Source organism: Stappia sp. ICDLI1TA098, assembly GCF_054880955.1.
In genome coordinates, this window is record NZ_JBTZBT010000001.1 from 1,080,636 (window position 1) to 1,101,960 (window position 21,325).

16 protein-coding genes and 1 tRNA gene are annotated in these 21,325 nt (G+C 66.5%); 11 read left to right on the forward strand and 6 right to left on the reverse strand.

The annotated features are described in order from the left end of the window. Nucleotides 1-35: 35 nt before the first annotated feature. Nucleotides 36-2,084 carry an EAL domain-containing protein gene (locus tag ACSLUQ_RS04915; protein ID WP_461807843.1) on the reverse strand — a complete coding sequence of 683 codons (2,049 nt, stop codon included), beginning with the start codon at nt 2,082-2,084 and terminating at the stop codon, nt 36-38. 379 nt (nt 2,085-2,463) lie between these two features. After that, nucleotides 2,464-3,501, reverse strand: coding sequence for a GlxA family transcriptional regulator (locus ACSLUQ_RS04920; protein WP_461807844.1), 1,038 nt, complete (start codon nt 3,499-3,501; stop codon nt 2,464-2,466). A gap of 451 nt (nt 3,502-3,952) precedes the next feature. On the opposite strand from ACSLUQ_RS04920, the gene ACSLUQ_RS04925 reads away from it, so the two are divergent. Further along, the gene (locus ACSLUQ_RS04925; RefSeq protein ID WP_461807845.1) at nt 3,953-4,837 is read left to right on the forward strand and encodes a hypothetical protein; all 885 of its coding nucleotides are present in this window, start codon (nt 3,953-3,955) and stop codon (nt 4,835-4,837) included. A gap of 304 nt (nt 4,838-5,141) precedes the next feature. Here the strand turns inward: ACSLUQ_RS04925 and ACSLUQ_RS04930 are convergent. Then, a tRNA-Val gene (locus ACSLUQ_RS04930) sits at nt 5,142-5,216 on the reverse strand. Between the two features lie 368 nt (nt 5,217-5,584). On the opposite strand from ACSLUQ_RS04930, the gene ACSLUQ_RS04935 reads away from it, so the two are divergent. Then, on the forward strand, nt 5,585-6,697 hold the full coding sequence (locus tag ACSLUQ_RS04935; protein WP_461807846.1) for a hypothetical protein: 1,113 nt from the start codon (nt 5,585-5,587) through the stop codon (nt 6,695-6,697). Here ACSLUQ_RS04935 and ACSLUQ_RS04940 read toward each other — a convergent pair. Together ACSLUQ_RS04940 and ACSLUQ_RS04945 are read right to left on the reverse strand one after the other, a co-directional pair. After that, on the reverse strand, nt 6,678-7,358 hold the full coding sequence (locus ACSLUQ_RS04940) for an HAD hydrolase-like protein (protein ID WP_461807847.1): 681 nt from the start codon (nt 7,356-7,358) through the stop codon (nt 6,678-6,680). The two genes, ACSLUQ_RS04935 and ACSLUQ_RS04940, sit on opposite strands and share 20 nt — an antisense overlap. Before the next feature lie 99 nt (nt 7,359-7,457). Continuing rightward, on the reverse strand, nt 7,458-9,152 hold the full coding sequence (locus ACSLUQ_RS04945; protein WP_461807848.1) for a methyl-accepting chemotaxis protein: 1,695 nt from the start codon (nt 9,150-9,152) through the stop codon (nt 7,458-7,460). A 330-nt stretch (nt 9,153-9,482) separates the two neighbouring features. Between ACSLUQ_RS04945 and rpiA the strand changes: the two genes are divergently transcribed. Genes rpiA through gor form a run of 3 tightly spaced genes read left to right on the forward strand, consistent with a single transcriptional unit; the run spans nt 9,483 to nt 12,196 of the window. Beyond that, on the forward strand, nt 9,483-10,178 hold the full coding sequence (rpiA, locus tag ACSLUQ_RS04950) for a ribose-5-phosphate isomerase RpiA (protein ID WP_417774074.1): 696 nt from the start codon (nt 9,483-9,485) through the stop codon (nt 10,176-10,178). A 56-nt stretch (nt 10,179-10,234) separates the two neighbouring features. Continuing rightward, nucleotides 10,235-10,768 (forward strand): DUF2059 domain-containing protein, encoded by a 534-nt coding sequence (locus tag ACSLUQ_RS04955; RefSeq protein ID WP_417774075.1) that lies wholly within the window; start codon nt 10,235-10,237, stop codon nt 10,766-10,768. Nucleotides 10,769-10,822: 54 nt separating this feature from the next. Then, complete coding sequence (gene gor / locus ACSLUQ_RS04960; RefSeq protein WP_461807849.1) at nt 10,823-12,196, forward strand: glutathione-disulfide reductase; 1,374 nt, start codon at nt 10,823-10,825, stop codon at nt 12,194-12,196. 123 nt (nt 12,197-12,319) lie between these two features. On the opposite strand, the gene ACSLUQ_RS04965 is transcribed toward gor, so the two are convergent. Then, nucleotides 12,320-13,522 (reverse strand): aminotransferase class V-fold PLP-dependent enzyme, encoded by a 1,203-nt coding sequence (locus ACSLUQ_RS04965; protein ID WP_461807850.1) that lies wholly within the window; start codon nt 13,520-13,522, stop codon nt 12,320-12,322. Between the two features lie 94 nt (nt 13,523-13,616). Between ACSLUQ_RS04965 and ACSLUQ_RS04970 the strand changes: the two genes are divergently transcribed. The 6 genes from ACSLUQ_RS04970 (at nt 13,617) to ACSLUQ_RS04995 (ending at nt 21,259) form a co-directional block, all read left to right on the forward strand. Next, entirely contained in the window at nt 13,617-14,213 is a 597-nt protein-coding gene (locus tag ACSLUQ_RS04970; protein WP_417774078.1) for a gamma-glutamylcyclotransferase family protein, read from the forward strand. Between the two features lie 225 nt (nt 14,214-14,438). Further along, nucleotides 14,439-15,821, forward strand: a complete 1,383-nt coding sequence (locus ACSLUQ_RS04975; protein ID WP_461807851.1) for a class II 3-deoxy-7-phosphoheptulonate synthase — start codon at nt 14,439-14,441, stop codon at nt 15,819-15,821. Nucleotides 15,822-16,056: 235 nt separating this feature from the next. Beyond that, complete coding sequence (locus ACSLUQ_RS04980) at nt 16,057-16,677, forward strand: response regulator (RefSeq protein WP_461807852.1); 621 nt, start codon at nt 16,057-16,059, stop codon at nt 16,675-16,677. A 164-nt stretch (nt 16,678-16,841) separates the two neighbouring features. Next, a complete protein-coding gene (locus tag ACSLUQ_RS04985) occupies nt 16,842-18,521 on the forward strand; it encodes an NAD+ synthase (protein WP_461808465.1) in 1,680 nt (559 codons plus the stop codon). Between the two features lie 52 nt (nt 18,522-18,573). After that, nucleotides 18,574-19,794, forward strand: coding sequence for an MFS transporter (locus tag ACSLUQ_RS04990; RefSeq protein WP_461807853.1), 1,221 nt, complete (start codon nt 18,574-18,576; stop codon nt 19,792-19,794). A 226-nt stretch (nt 19,795-20,020) separates the two neighbouring features. Further along, complete coding sequence (locus ACSLUQ_RS04995; protein WP_417774082.1) at nt 20,021-21,259, forward strand: MFS transporter; 1,239 nt, start codon at nt 20,021-20,023, stop codon at nt 21,257-21,259. Nucleotides 21,260-21,325 lie beyond the last annotated feature (66 nt).

Here is a 21,325-nt window from a genome sequence, read left to right on the forward strand (position 1 = left end):
CCGGCGTCGCCATGTGCGCATGAGGCTACGTCCGCCTAGATCATGCTCGGCAGGGCAAGGGGCATGGCTGCGGGCGCGGGATCCGGCCTGGCGACGGCGGCGGATGGTGCGCGGTGGGCGAGGGCATAGGCCAGCGCCTCCTGCATCGGCAACGCCTTGGCGAAGTACCAGCCCTGGACCACATCGATGCCGCAGCTGCGCACCAGGCGGTACTGGGTCTCTGTCTCGACGCCCTCGGCGACGACCTGGAATCCGAGTTCGCGGCAAAGGCCGGCGAGCGTCGTATAGAGCGCGCGCCCCTTTTCGCATTCGGCGCGGACGAGGAGCGTCCGGTCGAACTTGATGGTGTCGATGGGAAGGTTGACCAGTTCCGCCAGGTTTGAATAACCGGCGCCGAAGTCGTCGATGGACAGATTCGCGCCGGCACCGCGCAGACGCTTCAGGTTGTCGACGAAGACGCCGTCGCGACGCATGCCGCGTTCGATGATCTCGAAACCGACCGGCAGGCCGGCGAAGGCCTGGGCGATCCAGTCGACGGTGGAGGCGTCGCTGATGGTTTCGGGATGCAGATTGATGCAGATGGTGAGGTTGTCGCCGAGCGCATCTCTCATCTGCGGCAGTTGCTCCAGTGCCCGCCGGCAGACCCATCGGTCGATCATCCGCGCGAAGCCGGCGTTTTCCAGCGTTTCGAGAAAACTTGGGCCGATCACCGTTCCGTCGCGCAGGCGCACCCGCAGCAACGCCTCGAAGCCGATGCAGGCGCCGGACATCGTGTCGATCTTGGGTTGGAAGTACAGCAGCAGCGCATTGCGGCGAAGAAGGTCGACGGCCTCGCGGGTGCGACGGCTGCTGAGACGCAGGCGCGCGTGCGTGTCCTGGATGGCGCGGCCGTGCTGGCGGCGCATGGTCTCGCTGAAGTCCGCTTCCTCGTGCAGAACCTTGCTCAGCAGCGCGCCATGGGCGCTGCGGCTGTAGCGCAGGACGAAGGGTGCGTAGAGCAACGCGCCGAACAGGATCAGCCCGGCTTGCACGGCGACGCCGGCCAGGCTGCCGCTCGACAGGTAGATATTGAGGAGCACCGGCGTTGCCCAGGGCACCGTTGCGCCGGAGAAGGTGAGCAGACCGAGCGAGACGACCGCATAGCCGACCGTCAGGCAGGCCAACGGCACCAGAAGGAACGGCAACAACAGGTTCAGGTTGAGGACAAGCGGCAGGCCGAAGATGAAGATCTCGGAGACGTTGAACACCGCGAAGGGAAGGCCGAGCAGCGCGACGGTGCGCATGTGACGGTCGCGGGCGCACAACAGCACCGCAAGCCCGAGCGAGATGGTCATGCCGCAGCCGCCGATCTGGCCAAACTGGTCGAAGAAGGTGTCGTGCCTGAGGCCTGGCACGATCTCGCTTGCGAGATAGGACTTGTCGACGGCGACCCGCAGCATGTTCTCGCCGTGGAGCCCGAAGAACCAGAGAAACTGGCTGGCGAGAGAATAAAGGGTGACGCCCGCTGCGTGGCTCAGGTCGGTGAACGCGCCGACGGTCGCGTGATAGATCGTGCCCCCCCAAAGATGCACGAGATGCATCGCCGCATGGGTGAGCAGGAAGGTCGCCACAGCGGGAAGAGCCAGGTTGATCGAGGTGGTCAGATTGTAGCTGAGAGCCCCGTGCTCCAGGCGTGGCAACGGCAGCCTCAGGAGGCCGGCGAAGATGGTGAGCGCGGTGATCGGCGTGAGGATGGCAAAGGCGGCGGCGAAGTCGGGCATCAGCAATGCCCTGTCTTGCAGCTTCATCTGGCTCAGGAAGATGGCAAGGCACAAGCAGGAGGAGATAATGCGGTCTATGTGAAGCAGCGCGGCCAGGTGAAAGGAAATGGAGACGATAAGAACCAGCGGCATCGCATAGGACAGTAGCCACGCCGTTGTATCGATCAGTAGGCGCCAGTCTTGCGGAATGGCCAGTGACTCGATCCGCGCCGCCGCGCCCGCGATCTGTGCGATCGAAAAGATCACGATGTAGGGAAGAAGCGCGATCAGTGCTTCCTGCAGCGTGAAACGCAGGCCCTCCAAACGCGATAAGAGCGAATCCATTTTGCCGTCAGTCCTCAGCGGCGCACTGGCCAGTCGACGATTTTTCTCGTCTATACAATGCACTCGCAGGTTTGAATTCGTATATTTTGTGTCTTCTGAATTTGATATTACAGAAAGGTTTCCAACGTCTTTTGACACTCAAGATCAGTCGATACTGTTTCTCGGGGCGCGTGTCATACGCGTTTTTGCATAGCGTCCGTGGGATGTTGTGTCGCGCGGAGGGGGAGATCGCCCCAAGGGCTGTCGAAAACAGGAAATGGAAAAGGGAGTTGCGCCGGAGCGCGCGCGAAAATTCATGCGGTGGGCAGCCGTTTTCGCGCCGGCGGCCGGCGTCCTCTTTCCCCAGGCAAAGTAGTCTCAGGTGCGGCCGGGGTGCGTCTCAGACGGCGACCACCTGCCGTGCCGCGGCCTTTCGCGGTCCCTGAGCCCAGAAGTACGACTGGCGCTCCTCGGTCGGGGTGCAGCCGTAGCGTTCACGGTAGCACTTGGTGAAATGCGAGGTCGACGCGAAGCCGCAGGCGATGGCCACGTCAAGCACGGCGCGATTGGTCCGGCGGAGCAGGTCCCGTGCCGTCTCGAGGCGCAGTTTCAGGTAATACTGGCCGGGTGTGCAGTCAAAATGGCGGCGGAACAGGCGCTCGAGCTGGCGCGGGCTCAGGTTCACCGTCATGGCGAGCTGCTGGCAGGACAGAGGGTCCTCGATGTGCAGGTCCATGATGCGGATCGCGTCGAGGATCTTGACGTTGGAGATGCCGGTGCGGCTTTCCAGGTCGTGGCGCTGCGCGCTCTCGCCGGAGCGCATGTTCTGGTAGAGCGCGACCTCCGCCACCTCGTGCGCGAGATAGGCGCCGTGCTGGATTGCGATGACCCTGAGCATCATGTCGAGAGCGGCCATGCCGCCGGCGCAGGTGATGCAGTTCCGGTCGATGGCGAAGAGATCCGCCGAAATGTCGATGTCCGGGAATTCCTCCCGGAAGGAGCGGATATTCTCCCAATGGATGGTGCAGCGGCGCCCCTCGAGCAGATGGTAGCGGGCGAGAACATAGGAACCGGTGCAAATCGCTCCGTAGGTGCGGCCCCTGGCGTTGAGGCGGCGCAGCGTCACGCCGAGATCGCGCGGCAGGCTGACCCGCTCGACATCAACGCCGGCGCAGATGAGCGTGATGTCGGCGTCCTGCAATTCGCTGACGGAACCGTCGACGGAAAGCTTGCAGCCGTTGCTTGCCGTTACGGGCGCGCCGTCGAGCGAATAGGTCTTCCAGTCATAGAAGTCGCGCCCGAGCACGCGATTGGCGATGCGTATCGGCTCGATGGTGGACGTAAAGGCAATCATCGAGAACTGGTCGAGAAGGACCAGCGCGACCCGCTGCGTCTCGATGTCTCCGGTGTTCCTCCGCGTGCCTGCGGTATCGGTCATCGCGGTGACCTCCACGCCGCTGCGTCCGTCTCGAGACGGGGGCTGTGTCATGGGCTCTGTCCGTTCTCAAGTCTTCTGGAAGCTATATGTTTTTTCTTTCATATCAGTCTGTGCCTCATGAATTTGCATGTCAAATAAATTCACGGGGTAATACATCAAGGCTTCCGGGGTTTCTCGCCATTTCAAGTAAATCATAGAATGAAATCGAAATGACACATGATACGCTCCCGGCCGCGCGGTCGCGGGACGTCTTCGTGGCGCATGTTATTGAAAAGACGCCGGTCCCGGATGTGTCTTCGCTGCGAGAAAACTGCGATGAGCTGGCGTCGTGTCTGCGGGCGGGCGGTGCGCGCCGGGTGTCGGCTTTTTACCCGGAGCGGGATTGTTCGCCTTGTCGGAAAGCCGGCGGATTTCGTCTGCGTTCCGGCGCGTTCTGTTCATGGAGACCGGTGTGCGGACCGCGAACGGTGCGGCGGGGCGGTGCCGGCGTCATCAGGTGAAGGCGGGAGCGGGTTTCGCGCTTCGCACACCGTTCGAGCGCCGCTACGTCTCGGCCTTCTCCGCCAGCGCCCATCCCGACGCGGTGCGGGCGTTCAATGCGACACCGCCCGTTGCCCGCAAGTTCTTTCCCGGCGCGCGCGGGCTCTACCGAACCGGCCATCACTACATTGTCGCACCGGCCAGTTGGGCGGAGATGCCGGAAGGGGCCGGCTGGGTGGCGGTTGTCGCCCATGAGATCGGGCACGCGGTCGACTTTCACGGACGGGGCATGGCAAACGGGCGGTCCCTCTGGCTTGCGCCGGCGATCCGGCGCGACAGGGCAACGCTGGACGGGCGTCTGCAAAGCGCCATGGCCGGCAGCCGCGAGAAGGGGGATGCTCGGCTGGCGCTGGCACATTTTCCCTCCGCGGCGCGGGCGCGGCTGCTGCATCTTGTTCCCGATCCCGGCGCGGCTGGAACCTTCGCCGCCGTCTGGAATGTCGGGCGCATGGAGGAAGCCCTGGCGCTGCTTGGCCGCAGCGCCCTGGCCTTGCGCTCCGACGGGGAGGCGACGGTCCCTCATGCGCTGGTGAAGATCAGCGACTTCATCGGCGCGGTTTATGACCTGGAGCGTGGCGGCGGGCATTCGCGGCGGTACTACCGCAGCTTCGGTCAGATCCTCGGGCCGGCGCTGACCGTTGGCCATACGGCCGAAGCCTTCGCCAACGCCTTCCTTGCCGATGTGCTGGAGGGAACGGAGTTGCTGTCCTTCCTCGCGGCAAGCAGCGCGCCGGCGACTCATGCGGCCTACCGCGAGATCCTGCGCCGCATCGTGCGCGGGCAAGGCTGTGCCTGAGAAACTGATTCAACGGGCGTGGGTAGGAGAATCAAATCAACTGGTTGGGACGAAGTTTCGCGAAACGGATTCAAGGGGGGCGAGGCGCGGTCGAGGGAGGCGTGGTGCGCACTGAAGCCTGTCGCGCAAGGGTGCGGCTTGAGGACGGCTCGCTGAAACGGCTGCATGTGCTGAGGGCGCGTTCGTGGCCATCCCCGTCATCTGGCCAAAGACGTGCGACGCCATTGGTCGGCGCAGGCCCGTTCAGGGTCGGTGCGATCAAGCCTGTTGGCTTGCACACGCTTATGTCAGGTATTTCGGGGAATGGTGGGCGATACTGGGATTGAACCAGTGACCTTTCCGGTGTGAACGGAATGCTCTCCCGCTGAGCTAATCGCCCGGGCCGTTTCGGCTGGTGGCGGTTGTCTAAGGGATGGAAAGGATTTGCGCAAGCCGGTTTTCGCACGGCTGTGGATTTTGAAAGGGCGCGAGCGCGGCCGCATGGGCAAGAGGAGGTGCCGCCGGGCCCGAGCGCCGGGTTAGCCAAGGAAGCGATTGCCGGCCGCAAGGGCGGAAATCATGCGTTTGTTGCGTTTGTAAAGCTGACTGAAAGCCTTTCAGTCCTATCCTTGGGCGCAAATGGCTTGCCGTCAGGCGGGTGGAGGCGATGCGCAAGGGGCGGCGGGGATGATCGTTTACGGGGCAAACGAAGTGGATCGATCTTCAGCGCCCGAGGGCGCGGCGCAGCAGGGGGGCTGTGTGCGGGCCATGACCCTCGACGACCTGCCGCAGGTTTCGCGCATGTTCCTGTCCGTCTTTCGCGGCAGGGCGTCTGGGCGGACCGGGGAACTGGAGACCTACCTGCAGGCGTTGTGCTTCGGCAGTCCGCTGCTGTCGCAGGACAACGGCAGTCTTGTGCATCAGGCGCCAGATGGCGCGCTCGACGGTGTCCTGCTCAGCATTCCCATGAGTTTTCTGGTCGACGGTCGCCCTGTCCTCGGCCGCCTCCTGTGCAGCTACATGTCGTTCGGCCGCAGCGGCTTGCGCGCGGCCGCAGCGCTCAACCGCCACTTTCGCGGCGTGCCGCACGGCTTTCTGTTCTCGGACACGTCGTCGGCGCAGAGTTCCGGCCACTGGCGCGCGGCCGGCGGCGAGACGCTTGCCGTCGAAAGTCTCGACTGGCAGCGCGTGTTTCGCCCAATGGCCGCGCTCGAAACCCGTTTGCGCGTCCGGCTGAGGGCGCATCTGCCCGCCATCGCGCGCTTCCTGTCCGCCTCTCCATCCGCCCTGACCGCGCCCCTCACCGGGCTTGTCGACCGTGCGTTGCGCCGGGTGCGCAAGAGCCTGCGGGCGCCGGAGACGAACAGCGTTCGTATCGAGGCGGTGGACACCGAGCGCTTCCGCAAGGCGGCGGACGACCTGCTGTCGCGGTTTCGGGTGCGCCCCAACTGGCTGGCTGGCGAATTCTCCTGGCTGTGCGAGATGGCCGGGAGGAACCCCGATCTCGGTGACCTGCATCTGGAGCTGGCGTTCGAGCAGGGCGCCGCAGCGCCCTTTGCCGCCTTTGCCTATTGCTGCAGGCTGGGTGGTCGGGTCGCCGTGCTCAACCTGATCGCCGGGGTCGGGCGGGAGGATCTCGCCACCGCGGCGCTGCTTGGCCATCTCGACCGGCAGGGCTTCGCGCAGGCGCGCGGCATCGTCAACGGCGCCAATCTGGTGGCGTTGCAGATGCAGCGGCGGATGACCTTCCGGCACCGGGGGTTCTTCTGTTTCTCGAGCCACGACGAGGTCGTTCGCGAGGCGGCGCGTTCGGGAGACCTCTATGCCGGCGGACTTGCGTCGGAAAGCTGGTCGCGTCTTGTCACCGGCTTTCCCGGTTGAGGCCAGCGAGCGCCTCGGGCAGTTCGCTATAGGCATTGATCACGACGTCTGGCTCGAGCTCGGCCACGGGCACATCCGTATATCCGAAGGTCACGGCAACGACGGGCAGGGCCGCGGCGCGGGCCGCGTCGATGTCGGTGCGGCTGTCACCAAGCATGACCGATCCCGCGCGCGCGCCGCCGGCGCGTTCGATCGCGCCGAAGAGCGGCATGGCATCGGGTTTGGCGCGGGCGAAGGTATCGCCGCCGACGAGCGCGTCGAAGAGGCCGCCCAGGGAAAGCCGCTCCAGCAGATGGCCGGCGAGGGCCTCGGACTTGTTGGTGCAGACGGCGGTCAGCCAGCCGCTTGCGCGCAGCGCCGCGATTGTTTCCGCCGCGCCGAGGAAGGGGCGGCTGAGGCCGGCGATGTCGGCTCTGTATTCCTCCACGAAGAGCGCGTTGAGCCGTTCGATCTCCGTTCGCTCGGGGGTGGCGATGCCGTTGTCGGCGAGCGCCTTCGTCAGCATCGCCCGTCCGCCATGGCCGAAGAGATGGCCGAGGCTCTCGATCGTCACGGTTTCCAGTCCTTCCGCCAGAAGAACGCGGTTTACCGCCGCGGCGAGGTCGTGGCGGGTGTCGACAAGCGTGCCGTCGAGATCGATCAGAAGGACGGGTGAGGGCATGGGCGCTCCGGTCGGTTGCGGTCGGAGCGGGTGTTATAGACGGGAGAGCGCCCGCGGGCGAGCGCGCCGGCGGGCGGCCGGCGTCGCTTGTGTCGGGTCCTAGAGCTTGTAGGCGGTGCGGAAGCCGCCCCAGTGGCGCCCCGAAACGACAATCGGTGCGTCGACCTCGCGCATCCAGATCACGGTGCCATTGCCCATGTCGCGCGGATAGGTCTGCACCAGGAAGGGGCGGGTGTTGCGCGCCGCGCTGAGGCCGGCGCGGTCGTCAAAGATACGTCGGTTGCGGCAATTGGCGGCGTTCCACGCCGGGTCGTCCGGGCGCTGCGGCTTGGAGTAGACCAGATTGTGCACTGGCAGGTAGCCGTTGCGGTCGACGGTCGCGCAAAATGTCATGCCGCCGCCGGTGCCGCGCTTGAGAATGTCCTCCTGCACGGGCGGCAGGATCTGCTCCAGCACGGCGAGGGCGCGGTTGGAGACCTGCTGCGGGTTGGTTCCCTGCACCGGAAGATAGTTGGTGTCGAACAGGTCGTCGAGCGAGAGCGCGCGTCGCTCCAGCGCCTCGGTCATTGCGCGGGCGACCCGCGTGGCTCCGTCCTGGGCACAGGTTATCACCGGATCGAGCTCCGAGCGGACGCGGGCGATCAGGCGCGCGAGCCGCTCCTCGAATTCGGGCTCCGTGCGTTCGAAGGAGCAATGCAGGCCATTGTCCGATTGCGCGACGATGCGCAGGTCGACCTTGCCGAGGCCGGAGAACTCGGCGGTTGCCATGCCGGCGGCATCGCAGGTCTGGCCGTCCTGCGGCACCAGCAGGGCGCCGCCGTCGGAGAGGTCGCGCGTCTTCACGCGGAGTTGCCGTCCGCCGACCTGCAGCCGGCCGTCGATTTCAACCGGAAGCCGGTCGCTGCGTCGCCGGTCGCCGATGGAGGTCTGGCGGATCATCATCGTGAAGCGGCTGTCGAGGCTGGCGCCGAGGGCGCTCATGCGTTGCGAGGCCTCGGTGGCGGCGGTGCCGGCGGCGACCGCGCTTTCCGTGGCGGCCTCGATGGTGCTCACCTTGTCGTTGACCGCACGCACGAACTCGGCCGTGTCCCGCGCGGTTTCGTCGACGGTCTGCGACGTCTCCATCTGCCGTTCCACGGCGCCGGCCACGGCGGCGAAGCTCGGCAGAATCTCGCCGATCACCCCGATGATCCGGTCGACGGCGGTGATGCTGCCCTCGGCCGACGTCTGCAGGCGGGCGATGTTGGCAACGATCTCGTCGGTCGCTGCCTGGGTCTCGACGGAGAGCGACTTGACCTCGTTGGCAACGACCGCGAAACCCCTGCCGGCCTCGCCGGCACGCGCCGCCTCGATGGTGGCGTTGAGGGCAAGGAGGTTGGTCTGCTTGGCCACATCCGAAATCAGCCGAACGACGCTCGCGATGGCGTCGATGGCCGACTTCAGGTCCTGGATGCCCGCGCTGGCGGTGTCGGCGACGGTGCGGGCCTCCTCCGTCAGCTTGCCGGCGCCGCGCACCTGGGCGTCGATTTCGTTGCTGGCCTCGACCAGGTCCTCGATGGAGGACGACAGGCGCCGCGCGGTTTCGTCCGCATGTCGGGTTTCCGCGCCCAGGGCCTCGGCGTGGCCGCGAATGTCCGACAGCGCGACCATCTGCTCGCCGACTTGCGCGCGCAGTGCGGTGGCGCTGTCGCCAATGCCTCCGGCTGCGCGGCGCAGATCCGACTCGATCAGGTCGAGCGCCAACGCTGCCTGCTCTCCCTGCCGCAGCGAGAGCTCGTCTCTTGCGGCGCACAAATCTTCTCGCGCTTCCGCTTCGGTATCTGAAGTAATTGTAACTTCGATATTTTTTCGAATTCCTCTTGAGAGGAAGCGCATATCATTTCTCCGAAATACAGGTAATCTCGTATATTGCGTTGGATCGTTTGCGTATATTTCTCCAATTGCTTGAAGACTTGGTTAAGCTGGAGATCGGAATCCCGCCTTGGTTGTGACGTTGGGTGCGGCTGCGCGTCGTGCGCGCGGCGGCGTTGCCGGGGGGAGCCCTTTGCCTTGTCGTCGTCGCATGCTAAACCCGCCCGGCCCGGAGCTTGGCCGGGAGAAGACAGAAATTCGAAACGGGGTGCGATGAGCGAAGAGCTGAAGCGCAAGGCCGCCGAGGCGGCGTTGAGTGAGGTGCGGGACGGCATGCGTCTTGGCATCGGAACGGGGTCGACGGCAGAACATTTCGTGCGTGCCCTGGCCGAGCGGGTGCGCGACGGCCTCACGGTCATTGGCGTGCCCACCTCGGAGCGCACCGCAGCGCTGTGCGCGGAGCTCGGCGTCCCGCTCGCGACGCTCGAGACCTGCCCTGAACTCGACCTCACCGTTGACGGCGCCGACGAGCTCGATGCGCGGCTGACCCTGATCAAGGGTGGCGGCGGCGCGTTGCTGCGCGAAAAGATCGTCGCCACGGCGTCCGCTCGCATGATCGTCATTGCCGACGGCAGCAAGCGCGTTGCCCGGCTCGGCCGGTTTCCGCTGCCCGTCGAGGTGGTTCCCTTTGGTCTGACGGCGACGAAAAACGCCATCGTCGCGGTGCTCTCGCGGATTGGCGTCGATGTTCCCGTGCGTCTGCGCGGCGGAGATGTGCCCTTCGTCACAGACGGCGGCCATCATATTCTCGACATCGATATGGGCGAGATCGACGATCCGGTCTCGTTGTCGCGGGCGCTGCTGGAAATTCCCGGTGTCGTCGATCACGGCCTGTTCATCGGGATCGCCGATGCCGCCTATCTTGCCGCAGACGGGGGCGTGGAGCGCCTGGTGCCGGCCGCGGAATAACCAGAACGCGGGAAACGGCGCAGAGCCGAGCCCGCGAAATTCCTATGGAGTGGGAAATGTATCCGACCTTCCGAAAGACCCTGACGGGCATCGTCGGCGCCGTCCTTATCAGCGCTGCCGCCATCCTGCCCGCCGCGGCGCAGGAGAGCTTCTCCGACGAACACATCGCGGCCGCGCGCGAGGCGGTCGGCGCTTCCAACGCGATCCGCCCGTTCGATGACGTGCTGCCGATCATTGCAGAGCGCACGCGCACGCTGTTCATCCGCAACGATCCGGCCAACACCGTGGTCATCGACGAAGTCGTCAACGCGGTGGCGCTGTCGCTCGCCGAGCGCCGTCCGGAGCTCAACCGGATCGTCTATGAGGTCTGGGCGCGTCGGTTCACCGTCGAGGAGCTGCAGCAGCTCGCCAGCTTCTACAAGTCGCCGCTTGGCCAGAAGTACGCCAAGGTCGAGCCGGAGCTGCGGGCCCTGTCGATCGGCGCGGCCAAGCAGTGGGGCGATGCGATCTCGACCGAGATGGTGACGCTGGTGCGCGAGGAACTGACCAAGCGCATGTCGGGCGGCGAAGAGGCCCCGGCGAAGCAGTAACAGCCGGCGTGAAGGCGGATGCGGCAGGTGTCGCGGCAGGGATGAAGGGCTGAGATGAGCGAATTCGACTACGATCTCTTCGTTGTCGGCGGCGGGTCGGGTGGCGTTCGCGCCGCGCGAATCGCGGCCGGCTACGGTGCCCGCGTCGGCATCGCCGAGGAGTACCGCTACGGCGGCACCTGCGTCATTCGCGGCTGCGTGCCCAAGAAGCTCTTCGTCTATGCGTCGAAGTTCTCCGAGGAGTTCGAGGATGCGGCGGGCTTCGGCTGGTCGGTCGGTGAGCGGTCGTTCGACTGGGAGCGGTTGATCGATGCCAAGGACCGCGAGATCGCTCGGCTCGAGGGTGTCTATCGGCGCAACCTGGAGCGCACCGGCGTCGAGATGTTCGACACCCGGGCCGTGCTCGAGGATGCCCATACTGTTCACCTGATGTCCGACGGGCGGCGGGTGCGGGCGAAGACCATCCTGATCGCCGTCGGCGCGACGCCGAATGTCGATGCGAGCCTGCCGGGGTGCGAGCACGTCATCACCTCGAACGAGGCGTTCCATCTCTCCGACTTCCCCAAGCGGGTCATGGTCGCCGGTGGCGGCTATATTGCCGTCGAGTTCGCCGGGATCTTCAACGGGCTCGGCGCCGAGACGACGCTGATCTACCGGGGTGAGGAGATCCTGCGCGGCTTCGACGACGATCTGCGCAAGGCTCTGCACGAGGAGATGGAAAAGAAAGGCATCAGAGTCATTTGCGGCGATGTCTTCAAGTCGATCGAGAAGACGGCGGACGGGCTTGTGGGCACCACCCGCGGCGGCGAGACGCTTGAGGCCGACCAGATCCTCTTTGCCATCGGCCGGCGTCCGAACACCGCCGGCCTCGGGCTCGACGCGGCCGGCGTCGCGGTCTCGCAGACGGGGGCCGTCATCGTTGACGGCCAGTCGCGGACCAATGTTCCCTCGATCTATGCGGTGGGTGACGTGACCGACCGGGTCAACCTGACGCCGGTGGCGATCCGCGAGGGCCATGCCTTTGCCGATACCGTCTTCGGCGGCAGGGAATGGTCCGCCGATCACAGCCTTATCCCCACGGCCGTGTTCTCCCAGCCGGAGATCGGAACGGTCGGCCTGAGCCAGGCGGAAGCGCTGGCGAAGCACGGTGGGGTCGATGTCTACCGGGCGCATTTCCGGCCGATGAAGCACACGCTGTCGGGGCGCGACGAGAAGATGCTGATGAAGGTTCTGGTCGAGCCGGAAGGCGACCGGGTCGTCGGCGTGCACATTCTCGGCGCCGATGCGGGCGAGCTGTCGCAGGTTCTCGGGATCGCGCTGAAGATGGGGGCGACCAAGGCCGATTTCGACGCGACCATGGCCGTTCATCCGACGGCGGCGGAAGAGCTTGTCACCATGCGCGAGCCGAGCGAGCGGATCCGCTCCTGAGGCTTTCGCCGAACCGTTGCAGCCATGAAAAAAGGCCCGGACGCCTCTGCGTCCGGGCCTTTTTCGTGCGGCATTTCCTGCAAACCGTGTGCGGAATTTCGAAAAACTGTCTTCGATAGAAGCCTAATTGTCGCGCAGTAGCCTCAGCAGGGTGTCGACTTCGTCCTCGCTGTTGAAGGCGTGAACGGAGGCGCGCACCAGGGCGTCGAGACCGCGCATCGGCAGGTCGATTCGCGAGGAGGAGGCGGCGGAGACCGAGACATTGACCGAGGCGGCGGCAAGGCGCGCCTTCGTCGCGGCCGGCGCCTCGCCGTCCTTGCGGAAGGTGACGATGCCGCAGCGCCGCCGCCCCTTGTCGTGGACCGTGACGCCGGGGATAGCGGCCAGCCCCGAGCGCAGGGTCTCACCGAGGCCGACGATCCGCGCCTCCAGCCGGCCGGTGCCGGTCGCGACCGCGAGGCGGGCGGCGCGGGCCAGGCCGATCTGGCCGGCGACATAGCGCTCCCAGTTCTCGAAGCGGCGGGCGCCGTCGACCAGGCGGTAGCTGTCGGCGTCGACCCAGTCCGTCGCCTCCAGGTCGACGAAGGGGGGCTCGAGCTGGTCGAGAACCGTGTCGCTGACATAAAGGAAGCCGGTGCCGCGCGGGCCGCGCAGGTACTTGCGCCCGGTGCCCGACAGCATGTGGCAGCCGATACGGGTGACGTCGAGGTCGAGATGGCCGGCCGACTGGCAGGCGTCGAGCAGGTAGAGCAGCCCGTGGCGGCGGGCGATGGCGCCGACCTCCTCGGCCGGATTGACCAGGCCGCCGAAGGTCGGGACATGGGTGAGGGCGATCAGCCGGGTGCGCGGGGTGATCGCCGCCTCGAGCGCGGCAAGGTCGATCTGTCCGTCCGTGTCGTCGTCGATCAGGTCGATCTCGATACCGGCGCGCGCCTTCATCTGGAGCAGCGCCACATAGTTGGAGACATATTCCGCCCGGCCGGTGATCACCCGGTCGCCGGGGCGGAAGGGGATGGCGTAGAAGGCCATGTCCCAGGCGCGGGTGGCGTTCTCGATATAGGCGATCTCATGCGGCCGGGCGTTGAGCAGCGCGGCGATGGCGGGATGAAAATCGGCGATTGAGGAGGCGGACCTGTCGGCGGCCTCGTAGCCGCCGATTTCCGCCTCAAGATCGAGATGCGCCTTCACCGACTGCAGCACGGTGGCGGAAACCAGACCGGTTCCCGCGTTGTTGAAGTGCACGCGGGTGGCGACGCCGGGCGTGTCGGCGCGCAGGCGTTGGGTGTCCTCGTCGCACCAGAGGCTCGGGGCGGGGGCGCTGGTCATCGGCGGGCTGATCCTTTAGGCATGGGCGGCGCGTGGCCGTGGAGGCGGGGGCGCGGCAGAACCGGCGCGGCAGAGCAGAAAGGGAACGGCTCCCATGCGGATTACGTATTTCGGCTATGGATCGCTCGTCAACACGAAGACGCTGGGCCCCGAGGCGGTGGCGACGGCGGGAACGCTTGAGGGCTGGCAGCGTGAATGGCGGGCCTGGTGGCCGGCCGATGGCACGGCCGGCGCGCTGTCTTCCTGCACGCTGACGGTGCGCCGCGACCCGCGCTCGGCCATTCGCGGCGTGATGGTGAGCGAGCCGGCCGAGCAGCTTGCCGTGCTCGACCGACGCGAGAGCCGCTATGTGCGCGTTCCCGGTATCGGCCCGAGTTTTCGCGCCGACACCGGCGCGCCGGGCGACGACGCAGCATTTCTCTATGAGGCGGAAACCCAGATCCGGCGGCCGGGCAGCGAGGAACATCCGATCCTGCAAAGCTATCTCGATTGCGTGCTGGCAGGGTTCCACGCCTTCTGGGGCGAGGCGGGAGTGCGTCACTTCCTGGAGACCACCGATGGCTGGGAGGCGCCCGTGCTGGCGGACCGCGACCGGCCCGTCTATCCACGCGCGCAGGCAATCGCACCGGAGCTTCTTGCCCGCTTCGACGCCCTTCTTGCCGAGCTGGGTCTGCGCTACTTTTCGCGCTGAGGCCGGGTTTGCGCGCTCCGCGAACCGGCGGCGGCGACCGGCCTTGCGCCTGCGCCAATGCGGCGGTTTGCTGTGGCCTCGCGGGGGCACCGCGTGTATAACCCCCTCCACCCAGGGGTTGCGCAATATTTGCAAGACCTTTCGGGCAGACACGAAACTCGCAATCGGAGCTCAGACCCGCAGATACCGAATCTTGCCGCAGGTCGATTTAACGGAGTTGGAGAAATGGCGCAGAACTGGACACCGGACAGCTGGCGGTCGAAGCCGATCGTGCAGGTTCCGGAGTATCGTGATACCGAGGCACTTGCCGAGGTGGAGCGGCGCCTCTTTGACTTTCCGCCGCTCGTTTTTGCAGGTGAGGCGCGCAAACTGACTGCTCAACTCGCCGAAGTCGCCGAAGGACGCGGGTTTCTCCTCCAGGGTGGTGATTGTGCGGAAAGCTTCGCCGAGCACCATGCGGATCACATCCGCGATTTCTTCCGCGTGTTCCTGCAGATGGCGGTGGTGCTCACCTATGCCTCTTCGCAGCCGGTGGTGAAGGTCGGCCGCATCGCCGGTCAGTTCGCCAAGCCGCGCTCCTCCCCGATGGAGAAGAAGGGCGACGTCGAGCTGCCGAGCTATCGTGGCGATATCGTCAACGAGATCAGCTTCACGCCGGAATCGCGCGAGCCGGATCCGCAGCGCCAGATCATGGCCTACCGCCAGTCGGCGGCAACGCTGAATCTGCTGCGTGCCTTTGCTCAGGGCGGCTTCGCCAATCTCGATCACGTGCACCGCTGGATGCTGTCCTTCGTCAAGGACAGCCCGCAGAGCCACCGCTATCAGGTGCTGGCTGACCAGATCTCGCAGTCGCTTCACTTCATGCGCGCCTGCGGCATCGACCCGGACACCGCCCCGCAGCTTCGTTCGACGGATTTTTTCACCAGCCACGAGGCGCTGCTGCTCGGCTACGAGCAGGCGATGACGCGCGTCGACAGCACGTCGGGCGACTGGTACGCGACGTCCGGCCACATGCTGTGGATCGGCGACCGCACCCGCCAGCCGGACCACGCGCATGTGGAGTTCTTCCGGGGCATCAAGAACCCGATCGGACTGAAGTGCGGCCCGAGCCTGAAGGCGGACGAGCTGCTGCGCCTGATCGACACGCTCAACCCGGCCAACGAGGCGGGGCGCCTGACGCTGATCTGCCGCTTCGGCGCGGACAAGGTGTTCGAGCACCTGCCGGCGCTGGTGCGCGCGGTCGAGCGCGAGGGGCGCAAGGTGGTGTGGTCCTGCGATCCGATGCATGGCAACACGATCACGGCCAACGGCTACAAGACGCGGCCGTTCGACCGCATCCTGCGCGAGGTCGAGGCCTTCTTCGCCGTGCACCGGGCCGAGGGCAGCTATGCCGGCGGCATCCATATTGAGATGACCGGCAAGAACGTCACCGAATGCACCGGCGGCGCGCGGGCGCTCACGGCCGAGGATCTGGCCGACCGCTATCACACTTACTGCGATCCGCGTCTCAACGCCGAGCAGGCCATCGAGCTGGCCTTCCTCGTCGCCGAGAACGTGCGCAAGGAGCGCGATGCGCGCGAGAGCGACCGCCAGGCGGCCACTGGCTGAGCAGCCACGCGCAGCACGGACGACATGCAAGAAAAGGGGGCGGGCCGGAATGGCCCGCCCTTTTTTCATGCGTCGCTCTGGTTGCAAGGTTTCTACGCATTTTTGGCTGCGCAAAAATACTTAAGGCCACGAAACGGCAATCGTTTCGTAACGGTTGACTACGTATGTCCCTCTTGCCACTCGACATTTCACAAAGGGACTGCAGACGCAGCGTCGGACTGTCTGCCGGAACCCTTTGCCGCCTTGCGCCATTTCCCGCGCGCCCGCATCGTATTTTTCCGTATCGGGAAGGTTACGTAAGGGAATTTTAATAGGGAATGTGCAGTATTTCAGTATCGCCACTCGGGAGGGACCGAACGGCATGGTTGTGGATATGAGTGAGCTGTCCGTGCTCGTCGTCGATGATAATTCGCACATGCGATCGCTGTTTCGGGCGATCCTCAGCGGGTTCGGCGTCCGACGGGTCTTCGAAGCGGCCGACGGGGCCGATGCCCTGGCCGTCGCGGTCGATCGCAAACCCGATATCGCGATCTGCGACTGGCTGATGACGCCGATCAGCGGCGCCGAATTTCTGACCCTTCTCCGACATGACAGGGGAAACATGATCTCCGAGATACCGGTGATCATGGTCAGCGCCGATGCCCGCCGGCAGGTGATCCTGCGGGCGGCACAACTTGGCATCGACGAGTTTCTCGCCAAGCCGGTTTCCCCGGCGATGCTGTACCAGCGGATGCTGCGCATTCTGAACAATCCGCCGAAGCGCAGGCGCAAGGGCGGCGAACGGCGCGCGACTTCGGCGCTTGCCGGCGTGGCGCGCAGGGGATCCGGGGCGCAGGCGGAGGTCTGCTATCTCTGAATGCCCGGCTCTGAATGCCCGGACCGACCTCTGACCCCGACACTTGACGGCCGCGCAGTGGGCTGATGCCGGCGCTGGCCAGACGTGCAAGCCGCGTTGCGCTCGCCGGCGGGGCGGGATAAACCGGACGCATGTCTGAAACCTCCCGCACGTCCGGTTCCTCCATGTCCCAGGATCTTGCCGCGACCGGCCGTCTCCGGCTCGCCGTTGCCCAGCTCAACCCCGTCGTCGGCGATGTCGCCGGCAATCTCGCGCTTGTCCGCAAGGCGCGTGCGCGGGCAGCCGAGGAGGGGGCCGACCTTGTGCTCTTCTCCGAACTCTTCCTCTCGGGCTATCCGCCGGAAGACCTTGTCCTGAAGCCGGCCTTTGTCGCCGCCTGCAAGGCGGCGCTGGAGGAGCTTGCGGGGGAGACCGCCGATGGCGGGCCGGGCCTGATCGTCGGGCTTCCCTGGCGGGAGGGTGAACTCCTGCATAATGCGGTGGCGTTGATCGACGGTGGCCGGGTCGTCGGCGTGCGCTTCAAGGTCGACCTGCCGAACTACGGCGAGTTCGACGAGAAGCGGGTGTTCCAGCCGGGCCCGTTGCCGGGCCCGCTCGGCTTTCGCGGCATCCGCCTCGGCGTTCCCGTCTGCGAGGACGCCTGGGGCGAGGAGGTCTGCGAGTGTCTGGCGGAGACCGGCGCGGAGCTGCTGCTGGTGCCGAACGGCTCGCCCTTCCATACCGGCAAGGCGGAGCGCCGCCTGCAGGTGATGGTGGCGCGGGTGGTGGAGACGGATCTGCCGCTGGTCTATTGCAACCAGATCGGCGGGCAGGATGAACTCGTCTTCGACGGGGCCTCCTTCGCGCTGCAGGCCGACCGCTCGCTGGCCTTCCAGATGGGCGAGTTCGTCGAGGAGATCGCCATCACCGAATGGCGGCGCGACGGCGAGACCTGGATCTGCGAGAGCGGCCCCCGCGTGCCGCTTCCCGACGCCGATGCGGCGAACTGGCAGGCCTGTGTTCTGGGCTTTCGCGACTATGTGGAAAAGAACCGCTTTCCGGGCGTCGTCCTTGGCCTGTCGGGCGGCATCGACAGCGCCGTGGTGGCGGCGATGGCGGTCGATGCACTCGGCGCCGAGCGTGTCCACTGCATCATGCTGCCCTATCGCTACACGTCGACGGAGAGCCTGGCGGATGCCCAGGCCTGCGTCGACGCCATGGGCCTGCGCTATGATGTCGTGCCCATCGCGCCAGCGGTTGAGGGCTTTTCCGAGGCGCTTTCGGGTCTGTTCGCGGGAACCGAGGCCGGCGTGACGGAGGAGAACCTGCAGTCGCGCGCGCGTGGCACGATCCTGATGGCCGTCTCCAACAAGTTCGGCGCCATGGTCGCCACCACCGGCAACAAGTCGGAGATGTCGGTCGGCTACGCCACGCTTTACGGCGACATGAACGGCGGCTTCAACCCGATCAAGGATCTCTACAAGACCGAGGTCTATCGGCTCGCGGCCTGGCGCAACGCCAACCGGCCGGAGGGGCTGAAGGGGCCTGCCGGCATCGTCATCCCGCAAAACATCATCACCAAGGTGCCGACGGCGGAGCTGCGCGAAAACCAGACGGACCAGGATTCGCTGCCACCCTACGAGGTGCTCGACGACATTCTCGAATGCCTTGTCGAGAACGAGATGTCGGTCGGCGAGATCGAGGCGCGCGGACATGACCGCGCGCTGATCCACCGCATCGAGCATCTGCTTTACATCGCCGAATACAAGCGCCGGCAGTCGGCGCCCGGCGTCAAGATCACCCGCAAGAACTTCGGCCGCGACCGCCGCTATCCGATCACCAACCGCTACCGCGACCGTAGCTGAGCGGAAGCGCCCCGCCAACCGGCGTTGCCCGTGCGCCCGGAGACCGTCCGCCATGCGTCTCGACCGCCTGCGGCTTGTCGCGATCCTCGCGCTCGGCCAGATCATCGGCTGGGGCACGACGTTCGACATGCCGGGCGTGCTCGGACGGTTGATCGCCGCCGATCTTGGCATGTCCAACGCGCTCGCCTTTGGCGGACTGACGGCGATGATGCTGGTCGGCGGTCTCTCGGGTCCCGCAACCGGGCGGGCGATCGAGCGGCTTGGCGCGGCGCGGGTGCTTGCCGCCGGCGCGGCGGCGATGGCCGCGGGCCTCGTCGGGCTCAGCGTCGCGCAGGGTCCCGTTGTCTATTACGCTGCCTGGGTCGTTGCCGGCATCGGCGGAGCGTTGGGGCTGTCGGTGCCCGCGCACACGGCCGTGGTCGAGCGGGAAGGGGCGGGCGCCAAGGGCGTCATCGGCCTGCTGATGATCTTCACCGGGCTCTCGGCCGCGGTCTTCTGGCCGCTGTGGAGCCTGGCCGCCGAGGCCTTCGGCTGGCGTAGCGCGCTGCTGATCGGCGCGGCGGCGCAGCTCGCGCTCTGCCCGCTCTATCTCTTCGCCCTGCCGCGCAAGCGCGAGGGGAGTGCGGAAACGCGCGCCGCGTCGCTGGACGAGCCGCTGGTCATGTCGCCGCGCCAATCACGCCTTGCCTTCGCGCTGATCGCGTTTGTCTTTGTTGTCTTCGGGCTGGTGACGACAGGCATCGCCCCCTCGCTCATCGCGCTGCTGCAGGCCTCGGGCGCCTCGCCGGCGCTGGCGCTGCAGCTCGGTTCGCTGCGCTCGCTGCTCGGCATCACCGCGCGGCTGGCCGACATGCTGGCGGGCCGGCGCGCCTCGGCGGTGCTTTCGGGGCTGGTGGCGGCGGGGCTGCTGGCCGGCTCGCCGCTGATCCTGCTGTTCGCCGACGGAGAGGTATCGCTGCTGTTCCTCTTCGTCGCCTTCTACGGATTCGGCTCGGGCATCTCGGCGCTGACGCGTGCACTCCTGCCGCTGCAGTTCTTCTCCGCCGCGCGCTATGCGCGGGCCGCCGCCAGCCTGTCGCTGCCGACCAATATCGCGATGGCCACGGGGCCTCTGGCGATAACCCTGGTGCTCGACAACGCCGGCGTCGCCGGGGCGGTCGCAGTGACTTGCGGGCTTTCCGCGCTCGCCTTTGCCGCGCTCGTCGTGCTGGTGGCGATCGCGCGGCGGGCGGCGCGGCCGGCGGCGGGCGCAGCCGGGATCCTGCCGGGCTGAGCAAAAACCGCAAGCTTTCGCGGGCAGCGGCTTTCCTTTATGGTCGCAGCCTTCAGCAGACGCGGCGGCGGGCGCTCGGGGGATTGCACTCCCTCCGGCCCGAAACGCCGCCGCCGCAGATCCGCTTCCGGTCATCCGTCCGGCGCAGGCCGTCCGCTCTCGCGTTCCCCCGTTGCGCCGGGGAATTGGGGCACGCGGGCGGGTGCGCGTCTTCCAGGTCGCCTTCATGTCGTTCCTCGCCTTCGTCCGCGCGAACCTCCGCTGGCTTCTCGCCGGCCTGCTGCTGATGTTCTTTTCGAGCTTCGGGCAGACCTATTTCATCTCGCTGGTGGCGGGAGAGTTGCGCGCCACCTTCGACCTCTCGCATGGCGCCTTCGGTGGGCTCTACATGGCGGCGACCCTGTGCTCGGCGCTGTCGCTGACCATCGTCGGCAAGGTCGTCGACACCCGTTCGCTCGCCCTGGTCGCCGTCTGCGTGGTCGCCGGCCTGGCGCTTGCCTCCGCCGGCATGGCCAGCGTCTCCTCCGTGCCGATGCTTTTTGTCGTGCTCTTCGGGCTCAGGCTCTTCGGGCAGGGGATGATGACTCATGTGGCGATGACGGCGATGGGGCGCTGGTACGATGCTCAGCGCGGACGGGCGGTTTCCATCGCTTCGCTCGGCATCCAGTGCGGCGAGGCGACGCTGCCGCTGACTTTCGTAGCGCTCGCGGGCGTGCTCGGCTGGCGCGGCACCTGGTGGCTCGGCGTTGGCGTGCTCGTCGTGGTGGCGTTGCCGGCGCTGCTCATGCTGCTCAAGGTCGAGCGCATTCCGCGCGGGACCGTGCATGTGGACGCCGGGAGGCCCGAGCGGCGGCACTGGACGCGCGGCGAGGTGCTGCGCGACCCGGCCTTCTGGCTGATCTCCGCCGGCACGCTGGCGCCGCCCTTCATCGGCACGACGATCTTCTTCCATCAGATCTACCTGGTGGAGCTGCGCGGCTGGACGCGGGAGCTCTTTGCCTCCGCCTTCGTCGTCAGTTCGACGATGACGATCTGCTTCGCGCTGCTGTCGGGCTGGCTGATCGACCGCTTTTCCGCCGTTCGGCTGCTGCCGACGTTCCTGCTGCCGCTGGGGCTTGCCTGCCTGCTGCTTGCCGGCGTCACCGCACCGGCTGCCGCCTTCGGCTTCATGGCGCTGCTCGGCATGAGCACCGGCGTCAGTTCGACGCTGTTCGGCGCGCTGTGGCCGGAGGTCTACGGCTCGCGCCATCTTGGCGCGATCCGCTCGGTCACTGTCGCGATGATGGTGCTGGCCTCGGCCGTCGGACCGGGGCTCACCGGCTATCTGATCGACATCGGCGTTCCCTACGGGGCGCAGATGGTGGGCATGGCGGTCTATTGTTTCGCCGCCGCGCTTGCCATGACGGCGCTCTCGCGCCGGCTTGTCGCCCGCGCCGCGCAGGATGAACAGGTCGCGGCGGCGTGAACGGGCATCACGCCGGAAATCGTGAAAATCCCCTCGACGGGGAGTAGCGGGAGACGGCGGAAATGC